The 16,069-nt window shown below is 70.1% G+C and carries 18 protein-coding genes; 5 read left to right on the forward strand and 13 right to left on the reverse strand.

Annotated features, from left to right (window positions below; all coding sequences use genetic code 11):
* Nucleotides 1-45 precede the first annotated feature (45 nt).
* From ACZ5PP_RS06945 to ACZ5PP_RS06960, 4 genes are all read left to right on the forward strand, one after another.
* Entirely contained in the window at nt 46-540 is a 495-nt protein-coding gene (locus ACZ5PP_RS06945; protein ID WP_004322220.1) for a peptidylprolyl isomerase, read from the forward strand.
* A 68-nt stretch (nt 541-608) separates the two neighbouring features.
* Nucleotides 609-1,391: a UDP-2,3-diacylglucosamine diphosphatase gene (locus ACZ5PP_RS06950; protein WP_004322219.1), complete on the forward strand. Its 783-nt coding sequence runs from the start codon at nt 609-611 to the stop codon at nt 1,389-1,391.
* Nucleotides 1,392-1,503: 112 nt separating this feature from the next.
* On the forward strand, nt 1,504-2,655 hold the full coding sequence (locus ACZ5PP_RS06955) for a beta propeller repeat protein (RefSeq protein ID WP_273422837.1): 1,152 nt from the start codon (nt 1,504-1,506) through the stop codon (nt 2,653-2,655).
* Entirely contained in the window at nt 2,652-2,909 is a 258-nt protein-coding gene (locus tag ACZ5PP_RS06960) for a MoaD/ThiS family protein (protein WP_004322216.1), read from the forward strand. The genes ACZ5PP_RS06955 and ACZ5PP_RS06960 overlap by 4 nt, the downstream gene beginning before the upstream one ends.
* A gap of 25 nt (nt 2,910-2,934) precedes the next feature.
* Here ACZ5PP_RS06960 and ACZ5PP_RS06965 read toward each other — a convergent pair whose 3' ends face one another.
* Entirely contained in the window at nt 2,935-3,789 is an 855-nt protein-coding gene (locus ACZ5PP_RS06965) for a hypothetical protein (RefSeq protein ID WP_004322215.1), read from the reverse strand.
* Nucleotides 3,790-3,997: 208 nt separating this feature from the next.
* Nucleotides 3,998-4,717, reverse strand: a complete 720-nt coding sequence (locus ACZ5PP_RS06970; RefSeq protein WP_012585798.1) for an aspartate/glutamate racemase family protein — start codon at nt 4,715-4,717, stop codon at nt 3,998-4,000.
* A gap of 151 nt (nt 4,718-4,868) precedes the next feature.
* Here ACZ5PP_RS06970 and ACZ5PP_RS06975 point away from each other — a divergent pair, with 151 nt between their 5' ends.
* On the forward strand, nt 4,869-5,438 hold the full coding sequence (locus ACZ5PP_RS06975; protein WP_012585799.1) for a Uma2 family endonuclease: 570 nt from the start codon (nt 4,869-4,871) through the stop codon (nt 5,436-5,438).
* Nucleotides 5,439-5,750: 312 nt separating this feature from the next.
* On the opposite strand, the gene ACZ5PP_RS06980 is transcribed toward ACZ5PP_RS06975, so the two are convergent.
* Genes ACZ5PP_RS06980 through ACZ5PP_RS07030 form a run of 11 tightly spaced genes read right to left on the reverse strand, consistent with a single transcriptional unit; the run spans nt 5,751 to nt 16,015 of the window.
* Nucleotides 5,751-6,935, reverse strand: a complete 1,185-nt coding sequence (locus ACZ5PP_RS06980) for an O-succinylhomoserine sulfhydrylase (protein ID WP_012585800.1) — start codon at nt 6,933-6,935, stop codon at nt 5,751-5,753.
* A gap of 33 nt (nt 6,936-6,968) precedes the next feature.
* A complete protein-coding gene (purF, locus tag ACZ5PP_RS06985) occupies nt 6,969-8,504 on the reverse strand; it encodes an amidophosphoribosyltransferase (protein ID WP_004322209.1) in 1,536 nt (511 codons plus the stop codon).
* A gap of 10 nt (nt 8,505-8,514) precedes the next feature.
* Nucleotides 8,515-9,006: a CvpA family protein gene (locus tag ACZ5PP_RS06990; protein ID WP_004322207.1), complete on the reverse strand. Its 492-nt coding sequence runs from the start codon at nt 9,004-9,006 to the stop codon at nt 8,515-8,517.
* A gap of 11 nt (nt 9,007-9,017) precedes the next feature.
* A complete protein-coding gene (locus ACZ5PP_RS06995) occupies nt 9,018-9,710 on the reverse strand; it encodes an SPOR domain-containing protein (protein ID WP_012585801.1) in 693 nt (230 codons plus the stop codon).
* Between the two features lie 9 nt (nt 9,711-9,719).
* A complete protein-coding gene (gene folC / locus ACZ5PP_RS07000; RefSeq protein WP_004323345.1) occupies nt 9,720-11,033 on the reverse strand; it encodes a bifunctional tetrahydrofolate synthase/dihydrofolate synthase in 1,314 nt (437 codons plus the stop codon).
* Nucleotides 11,033-11,908: an acetyl-CoA carboxylase, carboxyltransferase subunit beta gene (gene accD, locus ACZ5PP_RS07005; RefSeq protein WP_004323343.1), complete on the reverse strand. Its 876-nt coding sequence runs from the start codon at nt 11,906-11,908 to the stop codon at nt 11,033-11,035. Before accD ends, folC begins: the two co-directional genes overlap by 1 nt.
* Nucleotides 11,905-12,726: a tryptophan synthase subunit alpha gene (gene trpA, locus ACZ5PP_RS07010; RefSeq protein WP_004323341.1), complete on the reverse strand. Its 822-nt coding sequence runs from the start codon at nt 12,724-12,726 to the stop codon at nt 11,905-11,907. The genes accD and trpA overlap by 4 nt, the downstream gene beginning before the upstream one ends.
* A gap of 55 nt (nt 12,727-12,781) precedes the next feature.
* Nucleotides 12,782-13,993, reverse strand: a complete 1,212-nt coding sequence (gene trpB, locus ACZ5PP_RS07015; protein ID WP_004323339.1) for a tryptophan synthase subunit beta — start codon at nt 13,991-13,993, stop codon at nt 12,782-12,784.
* Entirely contained in the window at nt 13,980-14,603 is a 624-nt protein-coding gene (locus ACZ5PP_RS07020; RefSeq protein WP_004323337.1) for a phosphoribosylanthranilate isomerase, read from the reverse strand. Before ACZ5PP_RS07020 ends, trpB begins: the two co-directional genes overlap by 14 nt.
* The gene (gene truA, locus ACZ5PP_RS07025; RefSeq protein WP_004323335.1) at nt 14,604-15,401 is read right to left on the reverse strand and encodes a tRNA pseudouridine(38-40) synthase TruA; all 798 of its coding nucleotides are present in this window, start codon (nt 15,399-15,401) and stop codon (nt 14,604-14,606) included. It lies immediately after the preceding gene.
* Nucleotides 15,398-16,015, reverse strand: a complete 618-nt coding sequence (locus ACZ5PP_RS07030) for a CbiQ family ECF transporter T component (protein ID WP_043746647.1) — start codon at nt 16,013-16,015, stop codon at nt 15,398-15,400. The genes truA and ACZ5PP_RS07030 overlap by 4 nt, the downstream gene beginning before the upstream one ends.
* Between the last annotated feature and the right edge of the window lie 54 nt (nt 16,016-16,069).

Raw genomic sequence — 16,069 nt, forward strand, 5'->3', positions numbered from 1 at the left:
ACCACGCTGCCGGGCCCACACCGGACCCACCCCAGGAGAACCCCCATGGCAGTCAAGCTGCACACCAACCACGGCGTCATCACCCTCGAACTCGACGCCGAGAAGGCCCCCGTCACCGTGGCCAACTTCCTCGCCTACGTCGAGGCCGGCCACTACGACAACACCGTCTTCCACCGCGTCATCGACGGCTTCATGATCCAGGGCGGCGGCTTCGAGCCCGGCATGAAGCAGAAGGCCACTGGCGAGCAGATCAAGAACGAGGCCGACAACGGCCTCAAGAACGACCGCGGCACCATCGCCATGGCGCGCACCCAGGCCCCGCACTCGGCCACCGCGCAGTTCTTCATCAACGTCGCCGACAACGCCTTCCTCAACCACACCTCGCCCGACCTGCAGGGCTGGGGCTACTGTGTGTTCGGCAAGGTCAGCGAGGGCATGGACGTGGTCGACAGCATCCGCAAGGTCAAGACCGGCTCCAGCGGCTTCCACCAGGACGTGCCGAAGGAAGACGTGATCATCGAGCGCGCCGAAGTCGTCTGATCGTGCCCGCGCGCGACCCTTCGCAAGTCGCCTCCGCCCCGGCCCGGCCGGGCGGGGCCGCCGCCACGATGCCGGAAGCCGCCCGCGCGGCGCTTCCGGCATTGTTCATTTCCGACCTCCACCTGACCGAGGACGAGCCCGCCAACGCCGCCGCCTTCCTCGACTTCCTGCACGGCCCGGCGCGCGCGGCCGCGAGCCTCTTCATCCTCGGCGACCTGTTCGAATACTGGGCCGGCGACGACGACCTCGAGACCCCCTTCAACGCCCGCATCGCCGCGGCGATCCGTCAGCTCGCCGACGCCGGCACCGCGGTCTTCTTCATGACCGGCAACCGCGACCTGCTCGCCGGCCCGGCCTTCGCCGCGGCGATCGGCGCGACCCTGCTCGAGGACCCGGCGCGCGTGCGCTGCGGCGATCGCGACGACGCAGACGCTACCGACGCCCCCGTCCTGCTGCTCGCCCACGGCGACGCGCTATGCACCGACGACCTCGCCTACCAGGCCTTCCGCCGCCAGGTGCGCGACCCCGCCTGGCAGGCCGGCTTCCTCGCCCAGCCGCTGGCCGCGCGCAAGGCCTTCATCGCCGGCCTGCGCCAGAAGAGCGAGGCCGCCAAGGCCGAAAAAGCCATGGAGATCATGGACGTCAACGCCGACGCGGTCGCCGCGCTGCTGCGCGAACACGGCTACCCCACGCTGGTGCACGGCCACACCCACCGCCCCGACACCCACTGCATCCGGGTGGACGGCCACGACTGCATCCGCCGCGTGCTGCCCGACTGGCGCGGCCACGCGGCCTGGCTCGCCTTCGACGGCGCGAATTTCACGCGCATGGACGCCGCTTCCGGACGCTGATCGATCCGCCGCGGCGCGCTCCTGCATCCGGCAAGCCGCAGCATCCTGGTCTATAGAACAGGAAAGGCGCGGCCCGGGGGCTTCCGGGTCCGCCCCTGCGCGGAGCTCAGTCATGAACGGATCCGAGGGCACGATCATGGTGCTGGTGGCGACCCGCAAGGGCGCCTGGTTCTTCCACAGCGACACCGCGCGCCGGACCTGGCGGGTGGAGGGGCCCCAACTGCTCGGCCAGATCGTCAGCCACGCGGTGCTCGACCCGCGCGACGGCCGTACGCTGCTCGCCGCCGCCAGGACCGGCCATCTTGGCCCCACCTTGTTCCGCTCCACCGACCTCGGCCGGCACTGGTCGGAGGCCGTCCAGCCGCCCGCCTTCGCGCGTGCCCCCCAAGGCACTACAGGGCGCACGGTGGACCACACTTTCTGGCTCACCCCCGCCCCCGCCGGCGAACCCGGCTGCTGGTATGCAGGCACCTCGCCGCAGGGCCTGTTCCGCTCCACCGACGGCGGCGTGCACTGGACGCCGTTCTCCTGCCTCAACGACGACGCGCAGTACATCCGGTGGATGGGCACCGTGCAGGACGGTACGCCGGACGGGCCCAAGCTGCATTCGATCATCATCGACCCGCGCGACCCCGCGCATCTGTACATCGGCATGTCGGGCGGCGGCGTGCACGAGTCCCGCGACGCCGGGCGCAGCTTCGCGCCACTCCTGAACGGGCTCGAGGTGGTCGAGGGCTTCGACCGCGCCGACCCCAGCTTCCACGACCCGCACTGCATCCGGATGTGCCCGAGCGCACCGGACCGGCTCTACCAGCAGAATCACTGCGGCGTGTACCGGCTCGACCGCCCGGGCGACGAGTGGGTGCGGATCGGTCGCAACATGCCTGCGGAGGTCGGCGACATCGGCTTTCCGCTCGTGGTGCATCCGCGCGACGCCGAGCGCGCGTGGATCTTCCCGATGGACGGCACCGACGTCTGGCCGCGCACGAGCCCGGGCGGCCGCCCGGCGGTGTATGGCACCCGCGACGGCGGGGCGAGCTGGCAGCGCCTGGACCGCGGCCTCCCGCCGCAGCAGGCGTGGTGGACGGTCAAGCGCCAGTCGATGTGCGCCGATGGGCTGGACCCGCTGGGGCTCTACTTCGGCACCACCAGCGGCGAGCTGTGGACGAGCGCCGACGAGGGTGAGCACTGGCAGTGCATCGCACGGCACCTGCCGGAGATCCTCGCGGTCGAGACCGGCCATCCGAGCGCCGCCGCGACATGAAGGTGCTGATTCCCACGCCGCTGCTGTCCTACACCGGCGTGCGAGAGGTCGATGCCGAGGGCGCCACCCTGGATGCGGTGCTGACCGACCTCGATCGTCGCTATCCGGGCATCCGCTTCCGCGTCATCGACGAGCAAGGCCGGCTGCGGCGCCACGTCCGCTTCTTCGCCGACGGCGGACAGATCTTCGATCCTGCCCATCCGCTGCGCGCGGACGACACGCTCGTCCTCGTGCAGGCGCTCAGTGGCGGCTGAAGCATCCGCGCGCCCCTTCGGTCGATCAGCCGATGCGCACCATACGGTCCAGGACACCGATGCAGGCCGAAACGGCGCGTACGTGCACGAGGATCTCGCGCGGCTCCTGGGCGGACACCTGCAAGCGCCTCCACGTGTACCGCTTTCCCCTACCGCCGACGGCAGCCGATTCGGTCGCGTAGTGGCGTTGCAGCTTGATGGCGCCCGACCCGATGTTGATGTAGAGCGCCCTCACCCCTCCGAACTTCAGCCCGCATCGGTGCGTGATCTCGATAATCGCGTCGATGTACCAGCTTCCACCTTCGCGATAGACGCGCTCGTGGATGATGCTCGCCACCGGCTCGCGCTGGCGCGCGCTGAGGCCTCGGCAACAGCCATCGTGCTCGTCATCCCAGAGCTGCACGGGTGGTAGCGGCTCTGGCTCACCTTCCGGCGGATCGAATGGTCCCGGGATCAGTCCTCCCGGAATCTCTTCCCTCTCGCCGTCGCCAGCCGCTTCACGCGATTCATCGAACTGCTCCAGCAACCAGCGGAAGCGGAGCCATTCGCAGATCTTCGCATCGAAGGTGACGAGGTCGTTGGCCTCCTGGTGGTCGAGTCCGGCCCGGCGTGCCTCGCGGTAACGCTTCCACAGCACGGCGAGAATCGCATCGATGGCGTTTCGGAATGCCTCCGCATAAGCCTTGACGAAGTCGCCCACCGGGCCGGGAAGCCGGTCAGCACCCAGCTCGAGCAAATCAGCCAGCAAGCGGGCAATGACGATATCAGTCGGTTCCCCCCCCTCGAGGGCCTCCAGCAGCCTTTCGAGGCGTTTACGAAGATCGTCGGCCATTTGGACCGTGTCGAGGATCTTCCTCAAGCGCTTGATGAGTTCTTTCATGGCTCACCCTTCCACATGCAGCCGGGGCCACGCTCCGCGGCCACTGCCGACCGACACGGACACCCGTCATCCCCTTGCTTCAGCATAGACGAGCGCCATCGACCTTTACGCGAGATGTAAGGGCAGCGCGCAAAAGCCTTCGGGCCTATCCCCGCGGACGCGGCCGTACGCATTGCCCGCACGTCCCACCGCCCGGGGTTCGCCGGCGCTACAACACGGCGCCCCCCTCCTGCCCCTCCCCGAGCGCCAGCTCCACCGCCGCCGCCGCATGGATCGCGGTGGTGTCGAACAGCGGCACGTTCGCGTCCTGCGCGGACACCAGCATCGAGATCTCGGTGCAGCCGAGGATGATGCCTTGCGCGCCGCGTTCGACCAGGCGGCGCATCACCGCGCGGTAGGCGGCACGCGAGGCGTCTTCGACGCGGCCGAGACAGAGCTCCTCGTAGATCACGCGATGCACGCGCTCGCGGTCGTCCGCTGCGGGGACGAGCACCGCGATGCCGTGGCGCTCCTCCAGCCGGCCGCGGTAGAAGGCCTGCTCCATGGTGAAGCGCGTGCCGAGCAGGCCGACGCGGGACAGGCTGGCGTGGCGGATGGCCGCGGCGGTCGGGTCGGCGATGTGGAGCAGCGGGATGTTCGTCGCGGCCTCGATGGCGGGGGCCACCTTGTGCATGGTGTTGGTGCACAGCACGATGAAGTCGGCACCGGCGCGCTCCAGCGCCTGCGCGGCCGCGGCGAGCACGGCGCCGGCGGCGTCCCAGTCACCGGCGTGCTGCAGGCGCTCGATCTCGGCGAAGTCGACGCTGTACAGCACGATCCTGGCCGAGTGCAGGCCGCCAAGGCGGGCCTTCACCGCTTCGTTGATCTGGCGGTAGTAGGGCACGGTGGATTCCCAGCTCATGCCGCCAAGGAGGCCGATGGTCTTCATGGGGTGCGGGTCCGGGACGATGTGGGGCAGACATGATGCCATGGGGATCGGGGGCGACCGGCGGCCGGAGATCCACGGCCTTGCACGCGTGCGGCGTTGAACCCGCCGCCCTCCTCGCCCACAATGGCGGGACATCGACGGGAGCTTCGCAATGGGACACGCACAGGAAGCCGCGACACTGAATCGGCAGGCCTACCTCGACTGGGAGGCCGCGCAGCCGGACAAGCACGAGTATCTGGCCGGCGAAGTGTTCGCGATGGTGGGGGTGAGGCGAGGGCATGCGCTGGCCGCGGGCGCCATCTACGCCAAGCTGCGCGCGCACCTCAAGGGCTCACGCTGCGACACCTTCGTCTCCGACATGAAGCTCTTCGTCGCCGATGCCGACGCCTATTTCTACCCGGACGTGATGGTCACCTGCGACGAGCGCGACCGCCGCGCCGAGCTCGCGATCGAGCATCCGCGGCTGGTGGTCGAGGTGTTGTCGGACTCCACCGCCGCCTACGACCGCGGGATCAAGTTCGCCGCTTATCGAAAACTGGCGGATCTGCAGGAATACCTGCTGGTCGACGTCGATCAGCGCCGCCTCGAGCTGTACCGCCGCGACGCCGGGCACTGGATCCTGCTCGAGAGCGAAGGCGACGGGCCCGCCCTGCGCCTGGAGAGCGTGGACATGACGCTGTCGCCGGCGGAGGCGTTCGAGGATCTGGACGGCGAGGCCTGAAGGCGACGCAGGCTTGGTCGCGAGTGCGGCAGGCCAGGGATGGTTCCGGTGGCGTTTTCCGGCGCGATGTCTTGCTTGGATGCGCGCTGGATCGCGACTTGCGTCGCTCCTACATACAGGCCCGGGCTGTGGCGGGTTTTCCGTGGGAGCGACGCAAGTCGCGATCGGGCGCTGAAATGACGGCGATCCGCATCGGCGCCGCGCATCGCGACTTGCGTCGCTCCTACAGGAACCCATACGACTTGCGTCGCGCCTGCAGGAGGCTCGAACGCTTCGGGCAGAGGCCGGTGTGATATCTGCGACGGACGCGCGTCAGCCCGCCAGGCCGCGGGCGAGGTCGGCCTTGAGGTCGTCGACGTCTTCCAGACCGACGGCGATGCGCAGCAGGCCGTCGCCGATGCCGGCGGTGGCGCGCGCCTCGGCGCTGATGCGGCCGTGGGTGGTGGTCGCGGGGTGGGTGATGGTGCTCTTGGTGTCGCCAAGATTGGCGGTGATCGAGATCAGGCGGGTGGCGTCGACCACCTTCCACGCCGCCTCGCGGCCGCCCTTCACGTCGAAGCTGACGATGGCGCCGCCGCTCTTTTGCTGGCGCATGGCCAGCGCGTGCTGGGGGTGGGATTCCAGCCCGGGGTAGTACACCCGCGCCACGCCCGGCTGGGCCTCGAGCCAGCGCGCCAGCTCGAGCGCACTCGCCGACTGCGCCTCCATGCGGATGCGCAGCGTCTCCAGGCCCTTGAGGATCACCCAGGCGTTGAACGGCGACAGGGTCGGCCCGGCGGTGCGCAGGAACTTGAACACTTCGTCGGTGATCGCCTTGCTGCCGACCACCGCGCCGCCGAGCACCCTGCCCTGGCCGTCGAGATACTTGGTGGCCGAATGCACGACGACGTCGGCGCCGAGCTCCAGCGGGCGCTGCAGCGCCGGCGTGCAGAAGCAGTTGTCGACCGCGAAGATCACCCCCGCCGCGCGCGCGATCGCCGCCACGCCGGCAATGTCGATCACCTCGGTGAGCGGGTTGGAGGGCGTCTCGGTGAAGAAGAGCCTGGTGCGCGGCGTGATCGCGGCGCGCCAGGCGTCGAGCTCGGTGGCCGGCACGAAGCTGGTGGCGATGCCGAACTTCGACAGGATGCCGCCGAAGAGCTGCTGGGTGGCGCCGAACAGCCCGTTGGAGGCCACCACGTGGTCGCCCGCCTGCATGGTCGCCATCGCCAGCGACAGGATCGCGGACATGCCGGACGCGGTGGCGATGCAGGCCTCGCCGCCTTCGAGCGCGGCGAGCCGGTTCTGCATCGCGGTCACGGTGGGGTTGGAGAAGCGCGCGTAGACGTAGCCCTCCTCCTCGCCCGAGAAGCAGGCGGCGGCCTGCGCGGCGCTGTCGAAGACGAAGCTCGAGGTGAGGTACATCGCCTCGCCGTGCTCGCGGAACTGCGTGCGCTCGGTGCCGGCGCGCACGGCCAGGGTGTCGGGGTGAAGCTCGGGCGGAAGGGGGCGGTTCATCGTGGTCGTGCTTGGTTTCGTCTTGGGGGCGACTCAGTGCTCGGCGTCGGAGGCGAGGTTCAGGTCGAGCTGGCCATCGTCCCCGTCATCCTGGTCGTTCTTGCCCGGCTTGGCTTCACTGCGCTGGTTCTCGACGCCGTTGAGGTACTCGACGGTGATGTCGCCGGTGATGTAGTGGCCGTCGAAACACGAGGTCTCGAAGAACTGCAGCGAGGGATTGAGCGCACGCACCGAGGCCTTGAGGTCGTCGAGGTCCTGGTAGATGAGGCCGTCGGCGCCGATCTCGCGGCAGATCTCCTCTTCACTGCGGTCGGAGGCGATCAGCTCGCCGCGCGTGGGCATGTCGATGCCGTAGACGTTGGCGTAGCGCACCGGCGGCGCGGCCGAGGCGAGATAGACCTTGGTGGCCCCCGCCTCGCGCGCCATGTTGACGATCTCCTTGCTGGTCGTGCCGCGCACGATGGAGTCGTCGACCAGCAGCACGCTCTTGCCCTTGAACTCCTGATGGATGGTGTTGAGCTTCTGGCGTACCGACTTCCGGCGCGTGGCCTGGCCGGGCATGATGAAGGTGCGGCCGATGTAGCGGTTCTTGACGAAGCCCTCGCGGAAGGGCAGGTCGAGCCGGTCGGCCATCTGCATCGCCGAGGGGCGGCTGGAGTCGGGGATCGGGATCACCACGTCGATGTGCACGTTGGGCATGGTGCGGCGCATCTTGTCGGCGAGGAACTCGCCCATCTTCATGCGCGACTCGTACACCGACACGCCATCGATGATCGAATCCGGCCGTGCCAGGTAGACGAACTCGAACATGCACGGCGCATGCACCGTGCGCGCGGCGCACTGGCGGCTGTGGAAGCGGCCGGCGGTATCGACCAGCACCGCCTCGCCCGGCGCGACGTCGCGCAGCAGGCGGAAGCCGAGCACGTCCACCGCCACCGACTCCGAGGCCACCAGCCACTCGGTGCCGGCCTCGCAGTCGTTGCGGCCGATCACCAGGGGGCGGATGCCGTAAGGGTCGCGGAAGGCGAGCAGACCGTAGCCGGCGATCATCACCACCACCGCGTAGGCGCCGCGGCAGCGCCGATGCACGCCGGCGACCGCGGTGAAGATGGCCTCCTCGTCGATCTTGAGCCCCTTGCAGGCAGCCTGCAGCTCGTGTGCGAAGACGTTGAGCAGCACCTCGGAGTCGCTGCTGGTGTTGATGTGGCGCAGGTCGGACAGGAACATCTCGCGCTTGAGCGCTTCCGAGTTGGTCAGGTTGCCGTTGTGCGCCAGCAACAGGCCGAAGGGCGAGTTGACGTAGAAGGGCTGCGCCTCGGCGGCGTTGTAGGCCGAGCCCGCGGTCGGGTAGCGCACATGGCCGATACCCCAGTTGCCCTGGAGATTGCGCATGTTGCGCGTGCGGAACACGTCGCGCACGAGGCCGGAGCCCTTGTGCATGTGGAAACGCCCGCCCTCCGAGGTGGCGATGCCCGCCGCGTCCTGGCCGCGGTGCTGCAACACCTGGAGGCCGTCATAGAGCAGTTGGTTGACCGGGGAGGTGGCGACGACACCGAGAATTCCGCACATGGATTGAGGCCTATCTGAATCGAATCTTGTCGGCTACCTCTGCAGGCAGCCAGGGTTTGGCGGCGATCACCGCCGACTCCAGCGGCGCCGCGAACAGCGCGTCGCGCCACCACGGCTCCTTGGAAACGCCGGCGAGCCCGCCGATCAGCACCACCACGAAGGCGACCGCCAGCCCGCGCGCGATGCCGAAGAGCGCGCCGAAGAAGCGGTCGGTGGCGCCCAGCCCGGCGGCGCGCAGCAACTCGCGCAACAGGTAACGCAGCAACGCGGCGAGGATCAGCACCCCGACCACGACCAGCGCACCACCCGCGACCTGGCGCCACATCGGCTCGACGATCATGCCGGTGAAGACCCCGGCCGCTTCTTCGTTATAGCGCCACGCGGCGAAGAGCGCTGCCGCCCACGCGAGCACCGCCATGACCTCGCTGACCAGGCCGCGCCACATGCCGATGAGCGCGGAGAAGGCGAGCAGGCCGAGAAAGACGTAGTCGAAGACGGTCATGATCCGGGAAGTCAGCGCGGCTGCAGGACCGCCGGGTGTCCGGCGGCCTTGAGGCGGGCCGCGGTGGCGTCCGCCTCGGCGCGACCGGCCACCGGACCGACACGCACCCGCATCACGTTGCCGGCGCGCTCGGTGTAGGCCGGGAAGCCGCGCGCGCGCAGATCATCGACCAGCCTGGCGGCCTTGACGGCGTCGCTGAAGGCACCGATCTGCAGCACGTAGCTGTCTCCACGCGCGGGCGAGGCCTTGCCCTCGATGAGCGCGCGCAGGCGGGCCTCTTCGTCGGCGGAGGGGCGGCGCGGCTCGGGGGTCGCCACCGGCGCAGGCGGGCGCTGCGGCATCGCCGCGGCGGGCTGCGTGGGTGGCGTGGCGGGCTTTGCGGGCGCGGAGGAAGCGGCAGGAGCGGGCTTGTCCCCCGCCGCCGGTGTCTTCTCGGTCGCAGGCTTCTCGGCCGCGACCACCTCGTCGTCCTCCGGCACCGCGACGGCGACCGGCGCGCTCGCATTCTCGGGCGCGCCGCCGCGGCGCGGACTGGCCGCCTTGTCGCGATCGGGGATCGAGACCCGGATGTCCTCGATCGAGGGGTTCGGCTCCTCTTCCATCATCATCGGCAGCACGATCGCGGCCAGCAGGGCAAGCGCGATCGCGCCGACCAGCCGACGGCGCGCGCGCTTCTTGATCTCGAGGGAATCTGCCTCAGTCACCGCCAAACCTCATCCGCGCCGTGCCGCCTTGATCGCGGCGAGCACATCCGAAACCGTCAGGAAAGAACCGAAAACGACGATTCTATCATCCTCGGCGACCAATTTTTGCGCCGCAGCATAGGCCTCGGCCGGCGTGGCGAAGCAGCGGATGTCGGCGCCCTCCTTCACCGCACGCACCTGCGCGGCGAGCGCTTCGGCGGAAAGGCCACGCGGCCCGGGGAGGTCGGCGAGCAGCCAGTGGTCGACGCGGCCGGCCATGAGCCCCACCACGCCCGCCACGTCCTTGTCGGCGAGCATGCCCAGCACCGCCCAGGTCTCGGGGTAGAAGCCCATGTTGCCGAGGTTGTCGGCGAGCACGCCGGCGGCCTGCGGGTTGTGCGCGACGTCGAGCACCACCGAGGGGCGCCCCGGCTGCACCTGGAAGCGGCCAGGCAGCTCGACCAGCATGAGGCCCTGGCGCACGTGCTGCATCGACACCGGGATGCGCTCGCGCAGGCACTCGAGCACGGTGATCACCGCCGCGGCGTTGAGCAGCTGGTTGGCGCCGCGCAGCGCCGGATAGGCGAGCCCGCCACGGCGCACCAGCGCACCCTCGCGCGCAGGCTGGGCGTAGCGCCAGTAGCCCCACTGCTGACGGTCGCCGCCAAAGCCGAAGTCGCGCCCGCTGATCCACAGCTGCGCGCCGATCGCCGCGGCGTGCTCGACCAGGGTCGCGGGCGGCTGCGGATCGCCGCACACGGCCGGACGGCCGGCGCGGAAAATGCCCGCCTTCTCGAAGCCGATCGCCTCGCGCGTGTCGCCGAGGTAGTCCATGTGGTCCATGGCCACGCTGGTCACCAGCGCGCAGTCGGGCTCGAACACGTTGACCGCGTCGAGCCGGCCGCCGAGGCCGACCTCGAGGATGATCACGTCCAGCCCTGCCGCGGCGAAGACCTGCCAGGCCGCCAGGGTGCCGTGCTCGAAATAGGTCAGCGCGGTGTCGCCGCGGGCGGCCTCGACGGCGGCGAATCCGGCCACCAGGGCCGCGTCGTCGGCGTCCCTGCCGTCGATGCGCACGCGCTCGTTGTAGCGCAGCAGGTGGGGCGAGGTGTAGCAGCCCACGCGGTAGCCCGAGGCGAGCAGGATGCCTTCGAGCATGGCGCAGCACGAGCCCTTGCCGTTGGTGCCGCCGACGGTGATCACCACGGCGTCCGACTCGGCCTGCATGCGCGCACGCACCGCGGCGACGCGCTCGAGCCCGAGCTCGACGCGCTGGCCGTGGCGCTGCTCCAGCAGGGCGAGCCAGCCGTCCAGGCTGGCGGGCGATGCGGCTTGCTCCGCCATCACCCGACGACCACGTCCGCGGGCTGGCGGTTGAGCATGGCGAGCAGCACCGCGAGACGGTCGCGCAGCTCGCGACGGTCGACGATCAGGTCGATCGCGCCCTTCTCGAGCAGGAACTCGGCGCGCTGGAAGCCTTCGGGCAGCTTCTCGCGCACGGTCTGCTCGATCACGCGCGGGCCGGCGAAGCCGATCAGCGCGTTAGGCTCGGCGACGACCACGTCGCCCATGAATGCAAAGCTCGCCGACACGCCGCCCATGGTGGGGTCGGTCAGCAAGGTGATGAAGGGCAGGCGGCGCTCGGCCAGGCGGGTGATCGAGGCGGTGGTCTTGGCCATCTGCATCAGCGAGAGCAGGCCTTCCTGCATGCGCGCGCCGCCCGAGGCGGTGATGCAGATGAAGGGCAGGCGCTCCTCGAAGGCCGCACGCGCACCGCGCACGAAGCGCTCGCCGACCACCGAACCCATCGAGCCGCCGAGGAATTCGAACTCGAAGCAGGCGACCACCACCGGGACGGTCTTGATCGCGCCGCGCATCACCACCATCGCGTCGGCCTCGCCGGTGTCGGCAGCGGCCGCGGACAGGCGATCGGGATACTTGCGCGAGTCCTTGAACTTGAGCGCATCGACCGGCGTGACCTCGGCGCCGATCTCGACGCGGCCCTCGGGGTCGAGCAGCTGGTCGAGGCGACGGCGAGCGCGCAGGCGATGGTGATGGCCGCACTTCGGGCACACGCCGAGGTTGCTGTCGAGGTCGGAGCGGTAGAGCACCGACTCGCAACCCTCGCACTTGCTCCACAGCCCTTCCGGGATCGACTTGCTGCGCGACGAGTCGCCGCGCTTGATGCGCGGCGGGATCAGTTTCTCGAACCAGCTCATGCCTGTACCCCCCTGCCCGTCGCCAGCGCGTCCAGCGCGGCGCGGATCGGGCGCATGAAGTCGCGCACACGCGCCACCTCGTCACCCGGGTTGTTCTCGATCTCCTCGATGATCCGGCTGCCGATCACGACCGCGTCGGCCACCGCGCCGATGCGCTGCGCGCTCTCGGCGTCGCGGATGCCGAAGCCCACGCCCACCGGCATGCCGACCGCGGCGCGGATCTCGGGAATGCGGCGGGCGACCTCGTCGACGTCGAGCTTGGCGCTGCCGGTCACGCCCTTGAGCGAGACGTAGTAGATATAGCCGCTGCCGGCGCGCGCGACATCGGCGAAGCGCTGCTCGCCCGAGGTGGGCGCGAGCAGGAAGATGGGATCGAGGCCGCCGGCCTTGGCGGTAGCGGCGAAGCTCACGCACTCCTCTGGCGGGTAATCGACCACCAGCACGCCATCGACTCCGGCTTCATGCGCGGCAGCGACGAAGCGCTCCTGGCCCATGGCCTCGATCGGGTTGGCGTAGCCCATCAGCACCACCGGGGTATCGGCATTGGCGGCGCGGAAGGCGCGCACGGTCTCGAGCACCTTGCGCAGGCTCATGCCCTGCGCGAGCGCGCGCTCGGAGGCGCGCTGGATGGTGGGGCCGTCGGCCATCGGGTCGGAGAAGGGCACGCCGAGCTCGAGGATGTCGGCGCCGCCCTCGACCAGCGCGTTCATCAGCGGCAGGGTGAGCGCGGGCGCCGGGAAGCCGGCGGTGACGAAGGGAATCAGCGCCTTGCGGCCATCGGCCTGGAGGCGCTGGAAAACGGTCTGGATTCTCGACATGTCTCGATCACACTGCGGGCCGCATCAGCGGCCCGCTTCAGGTTCGGATTCAGGTTCAGAACTGGATGCCGGAGCGCTCGGCGACGGTGTGCATGTCCTTGTCGCCGCGCCCGGAGAGGTTGACCAGCAGGATCTTGTCCTTGGGCAGGGAGGGCGCCAGCTTGGCGGCGTAGGCGAGCGCGTGCGAGGACTCGAGCGCCGGAATGATGCCCTCCAGCCGGCACAGCTTGTGGAAGGCCTCGAGCGCCTCGGCGTCGGTGATGCCGACATACTCGGCGCGTGCGGTGTCCTTCAGCCAGGCGTGCTCGGGACCGACGCCCGGGTAGTCGAGTCCGGCGGAGACCGAGTGCGTCTCGATGATCTGCCCGTCCTCGTCCTGCAGCAGGTAGGTGCGGTTGCCGTGCAGCACACCGGGGCGGCCGGCGGTCAGCGAGGCCGAGTGGCGCCCCGTGTCCAGGCCGTCGCCGGCGGCTTCGACGCCGACAAGCCTGACGCCCGGCACGCCGATGTAGGGATGGAAGATGCCCATCGCGTTGGAGCCGCCGCCCACGCAGGCGATCACGTAGTCGGGCTGGCGGCCCACCATGTCGGGCATCTGCACCAGGCATTCCTTGCCAATCACCGACTGGAAGTCGCGCACCATCATCGGATACGGGTGCGGGCCGGCGACGGTGCCGATGATGTAGAAGGTATCGGCGACGTTGGTCACCCAGTCGCGCATGGCTTCGTTGAGCGCATCCTTGAGCGTCTTCGAGCCGGACTCGACCGGCACCACGGTGGCGCCGAGCAGCTTCATGCGGTAGACGTTGGCGGCCTGGCGCTTGACGTCTTCCGAACCCATGTAGACCACGCACTCCATGCCGTAGCGTGCGGCCACGGTGGCGGTGGCCACACCGTGCTGGCCGGCACCGGTCTCGGCGATCACGCGCGGCTTGCCCATGCGGCGGGCGACCATGGCCTGGCCGATGCAGTTGTTCACCTTGTGCGCGCCGGTGTGGTTGAGATCCTCGCGCTTGAGGTAGATCTGCGCGCCGCCAAGGAGCTCCGACCAGCGCTTGGCATGGTAGATCGGGCTCGGGCGGCCGACGTAGTGCTTGAGCTCGTACTCGAACTCGGCGACGAACGCCGGATCGTTCTGGCAGGCCGCGTAGGCCTCGCGCAGCTCGGCGAGCGCCGGCATCAGGGTTTCGGCGACGAAGATGCCGCCGTAGGGCCCGAAATGCCCGCTCGCGTCGGGAAACTGGTAAGGCGTGTCAGCCATCTGCATGTCGAACTCCGGCGATGAACGCGGCGATCATGTCCGCGTCCTTGATTCCCTTGGCACTCTCGACCCCGCTCGACACATCCACCGCCCACGGGCGGATGCGGCGCACGGCGTCGCCCACGTTGTCCGCGTCGAGTCCGCCCGAAAGCACGAGCGGACGCTTGAAGCCTGCGGGGATCAGCGTCCAGTCGAAGGTCCTGCCCCCGCCGCCATAGCCGTCGACGAAGGCGTCGACCAGGATGCCGCTCGCGCGCGGGTACGAAGCCGCGAATTCTAGCAGATCGACCCCGGGCCGCATTCGCGCCGCCTTGATCCACGCGCGCCCGTGACGGGCACAGTCGGACTCGCTTTCGTCACCGTGGAACTGCAGAAGTTGCAGCGGAACGCGCGCGAGTACCGCCTCGACCTCGCCGGGAGCGGGATTGACGAAGAGGCCGACCGAGACGACGAAGGGGGGCAGCAGCGCGACGAGCTCGGCAGCCTGCTCTATGGAGACCGCACGCGGGCTGGGCGGGTAGAACACGAAGCCGATCGCGTCGGCACCGCTATCGACAGCCGCGCGCACGTCCTGCGGCCGGGTCAGGCCGCAGATCTTGATTCGGGTACGGAACATTCAGACGAGGGGTAGCTGGGGCAGCGCGATGATACGCCCATCACCCGGCAGCGACCAGCGCGGCGGGTAGGCCACGCCGCACAGGTAGAGCCCGTCCGGGGAGAAGGTCGGCGCCGCGCGCGCGCGGTCGCGGGCCTCGAGCAGCTCGCGCATCCACGCCACCGGATAGCGCCCCTTGCCGACGTACACCAGCGCGCCGACCAGGTTGCGGATCATGTGGTGGAGGAAGCCGTTGGCGCGGAAATCGAACAGCAGGTACTCGCCCTGGCGGACCACGCGGGCCTCGTGCATCACCCGCACCGGCGTCTTCGCCTGACAGCCGGCAGCGCGAAAACTTGAGAAGTCGTGGGTGCCGACCAGGCACTGCGCGGCGGCGGCCATGCGCTCGACGTCGAGCGCCGGGTGGTACCAGCCCACCCGCCCGGCCAGCATCGCCGGCCGCGTCGGCGCATTGTGCAGGATGTAGCGGTACTGCCGCTCGCAGGCCAGGAAGCGGGCGTGGAAGTCGTCGCCCACCTCGGTCGACCAGCGCACCACCACGGCCGGCGGCAGCAGCGCGTTGACACCGCGCACCCAGGCCGAGGCCGGGCGCACGGCGCGGGTGTCGAAATGCGCCACCTGCGCGCTCGCATGCACGCCGGTGTCGGTGCGTCCGGCGCAGTGGGTGCGCACCGGCTCGCCCGCGATCTGCGCGAGCGCGCGCTCGAGCACGTCCTGCACGGTGCGGCCATGGGCCTGGCTCTGCCAGCCGCAGAAGGCGTCGCCGGCGTATTCGAGGCCGAGCACGATGCGCCTCATGCCAGGCTCCACCACAGCAGCGCGCCGAAGAGCGCACCCGCCAGCAGCCCCTCGCCCAGTCCGAGGCGCTCGCGCGCCAGCACCACCGGCGCCGCTTCGGCGGCCGCGTCGGACGGAGACTCGTCTGCCAGCCAGTGTCGCCAGTCGGCCGGCCCCTGCCCGCGCGGCGAGGCCTCGACGTAGCGCAGCACCAGCAAGAGGCGCAGGGCGAGGCGTTCGGGCGCCACGCCGACCAGGCGCAGCGGGCGCGACAGCGCGTACAGGCCACCGACCAGGCGCGCGAGCGGCAGGCGCTCGAGCAGGATGCCGACCGCGCACACCACGGCGAGCAGCCGCCCGGCATGCAGCGCCGCGAGCGCAAGCCCCTCGCGTGTCGGCCCCAGGCGCGGCCAGTCGAGCAGCACCGCCTCGCCCGGGGTGAACCAGGCGAAGAGGATGGCGATCGCGATCAGCAGCACGCGGATCCGCCGCACGAGGCGCCAGGTGCGCGCGCGCGCGAAGACGGCGGCCGCGAGCGCACAGGCCGCGACCGCGACGCCGAGCGCAGCGGAGGGCAGGAGCTGGACGGCGGCGACCGCCGCGAGCCAGAGGAGCAGGACAAGGCCGGAGTGCATCGGTAAACGGAAAAGGCCGCCGCGAGCCCGCGCTCGTGGCGGCCTGCCGGCGGG

It is taken from the genome of Thauera sp. DNT-1 (genome assembly GCF_055393985.1).

Bases quoted from the DNA above. Each gene is read 5' to 3' on its own strand.
- ACZ5PP_RS06945 (WP_004322220.1), top strand. From the start codon at position 46: ATGGCAGTCAAGCTGCACACCAACCACGGCGTCATCACCCTCGAACTC.
- ACZ5PP_RS06950 (WP_004322219.1), top strand. From the start codon at position 609: ATGCCGGAAGCCGCCCGCGCGGCGCTTCCGGCATTGTTCATTTCCGAC.
- ACZ5PP_RS06955 (WP_273422837.1), top strand. From the start codon at position 1,504: ATGAACGGATCCGAGGGCACGATCATGGTGCTGGTGGCGACCCGCAAG.
- ACZ5PP_RS06960 (WP_004322216.1), top strand. From the start codon at position 2,652: ATGAAGGTGCTGATTCCCACGCCGCTGCTGTCCTACACCGGCGTGCGA.
- ACZ5PP_RS06965 (WP_004322215.1), bottom strand. From the start codon at position 3,789: ATGAAAGAACTCATCAAGCGCTTGAGGAAGATCCTCGACACGGTCCAA.
- ACZ5PP_RS06970 (WP_012585798.1), bottom strand. From the start codon at position 4,717: ATGAAGACCATCGGCCTCCTTGGCGGCATGAGCTGGGAATCCACCGTG.
- ACZ5PP_RS06975 (WP_012585799.1), top strand. From the start codon at position 4,869: ATGGGACACGCACAGGAAGCCGCGACACTGAATCGGCAGGCCTACCTC.
- ACZ5PP_RS06980 (WP_012585800.1), bottom strand. From the start codon at position 6,935: ATGAACCGCCCCCTTCCGCCCGAGCTTCACCCCGACACCCTGGCCGTG.
- purF (WP_004322209.1), bottom strand. From the start codon at position 8,504: ATGTGCGGAATTCTCGGTGTCGTCGCCACCTCCCCGGTCAACCAACTG.
- ACZ5PP_RS06990 (WP_004322207.1), bottom strand. From the start codon at position 9,006: ATGACCGTCTTCGACTACGTCTTTCTCGGCCTGCTCGCCTTCTCCGCG.
- folC (WP_004323345.1), bottom strand. From the start codon at position 11,033: ATGGCGGAGCAAGCCGCATCGCCCGCCAGCCTGGACGGCTGGCTCGCC.
- accD (WP_004323343.1), bottom strand. From the start codon at position 11,908: ATGAGCTGGTTCGAGAAACTGATCCCGCCGCGCATCAAGCGCGGCGAC.
- trpA (WP_004323341.1), bottom strand. From the start codon at position 12,726: ATGTCGAGAATCCAGACCGTTTTCCAGCGCCTCCAGGCCGATGGCCGC.
- trpB (WP_004323339.1), bottom strand. From the start codon at position 13,993: ATGCAGATGGCTGACACGCCTTACCAGTTTCCCGACGCGAGCGGGCAT.
- ACZ5PP_RS07020 (WP_004323337.1), bottom strand. From the start codon at position 14,603: ATGTTCCGTACCCGAATCAAGATCTGCGGCCTGACCCGGCCGCAGGAC.
- truA (WP_004323335.1), bottom strand. From the start codon at position 15,401: ATGAGGCGCATCGTGCTCGGCCTCGAATACGCCGGCGACGCCTTCTGC.
- ACZ5PP_RS07030 (WP_043746647.1), bottom strand. From the start codon at position 16,015: ATGCACTCCGGCCTTGTCCTGCTCCTCTGGCTCGCGGCGGTCGCCGCC.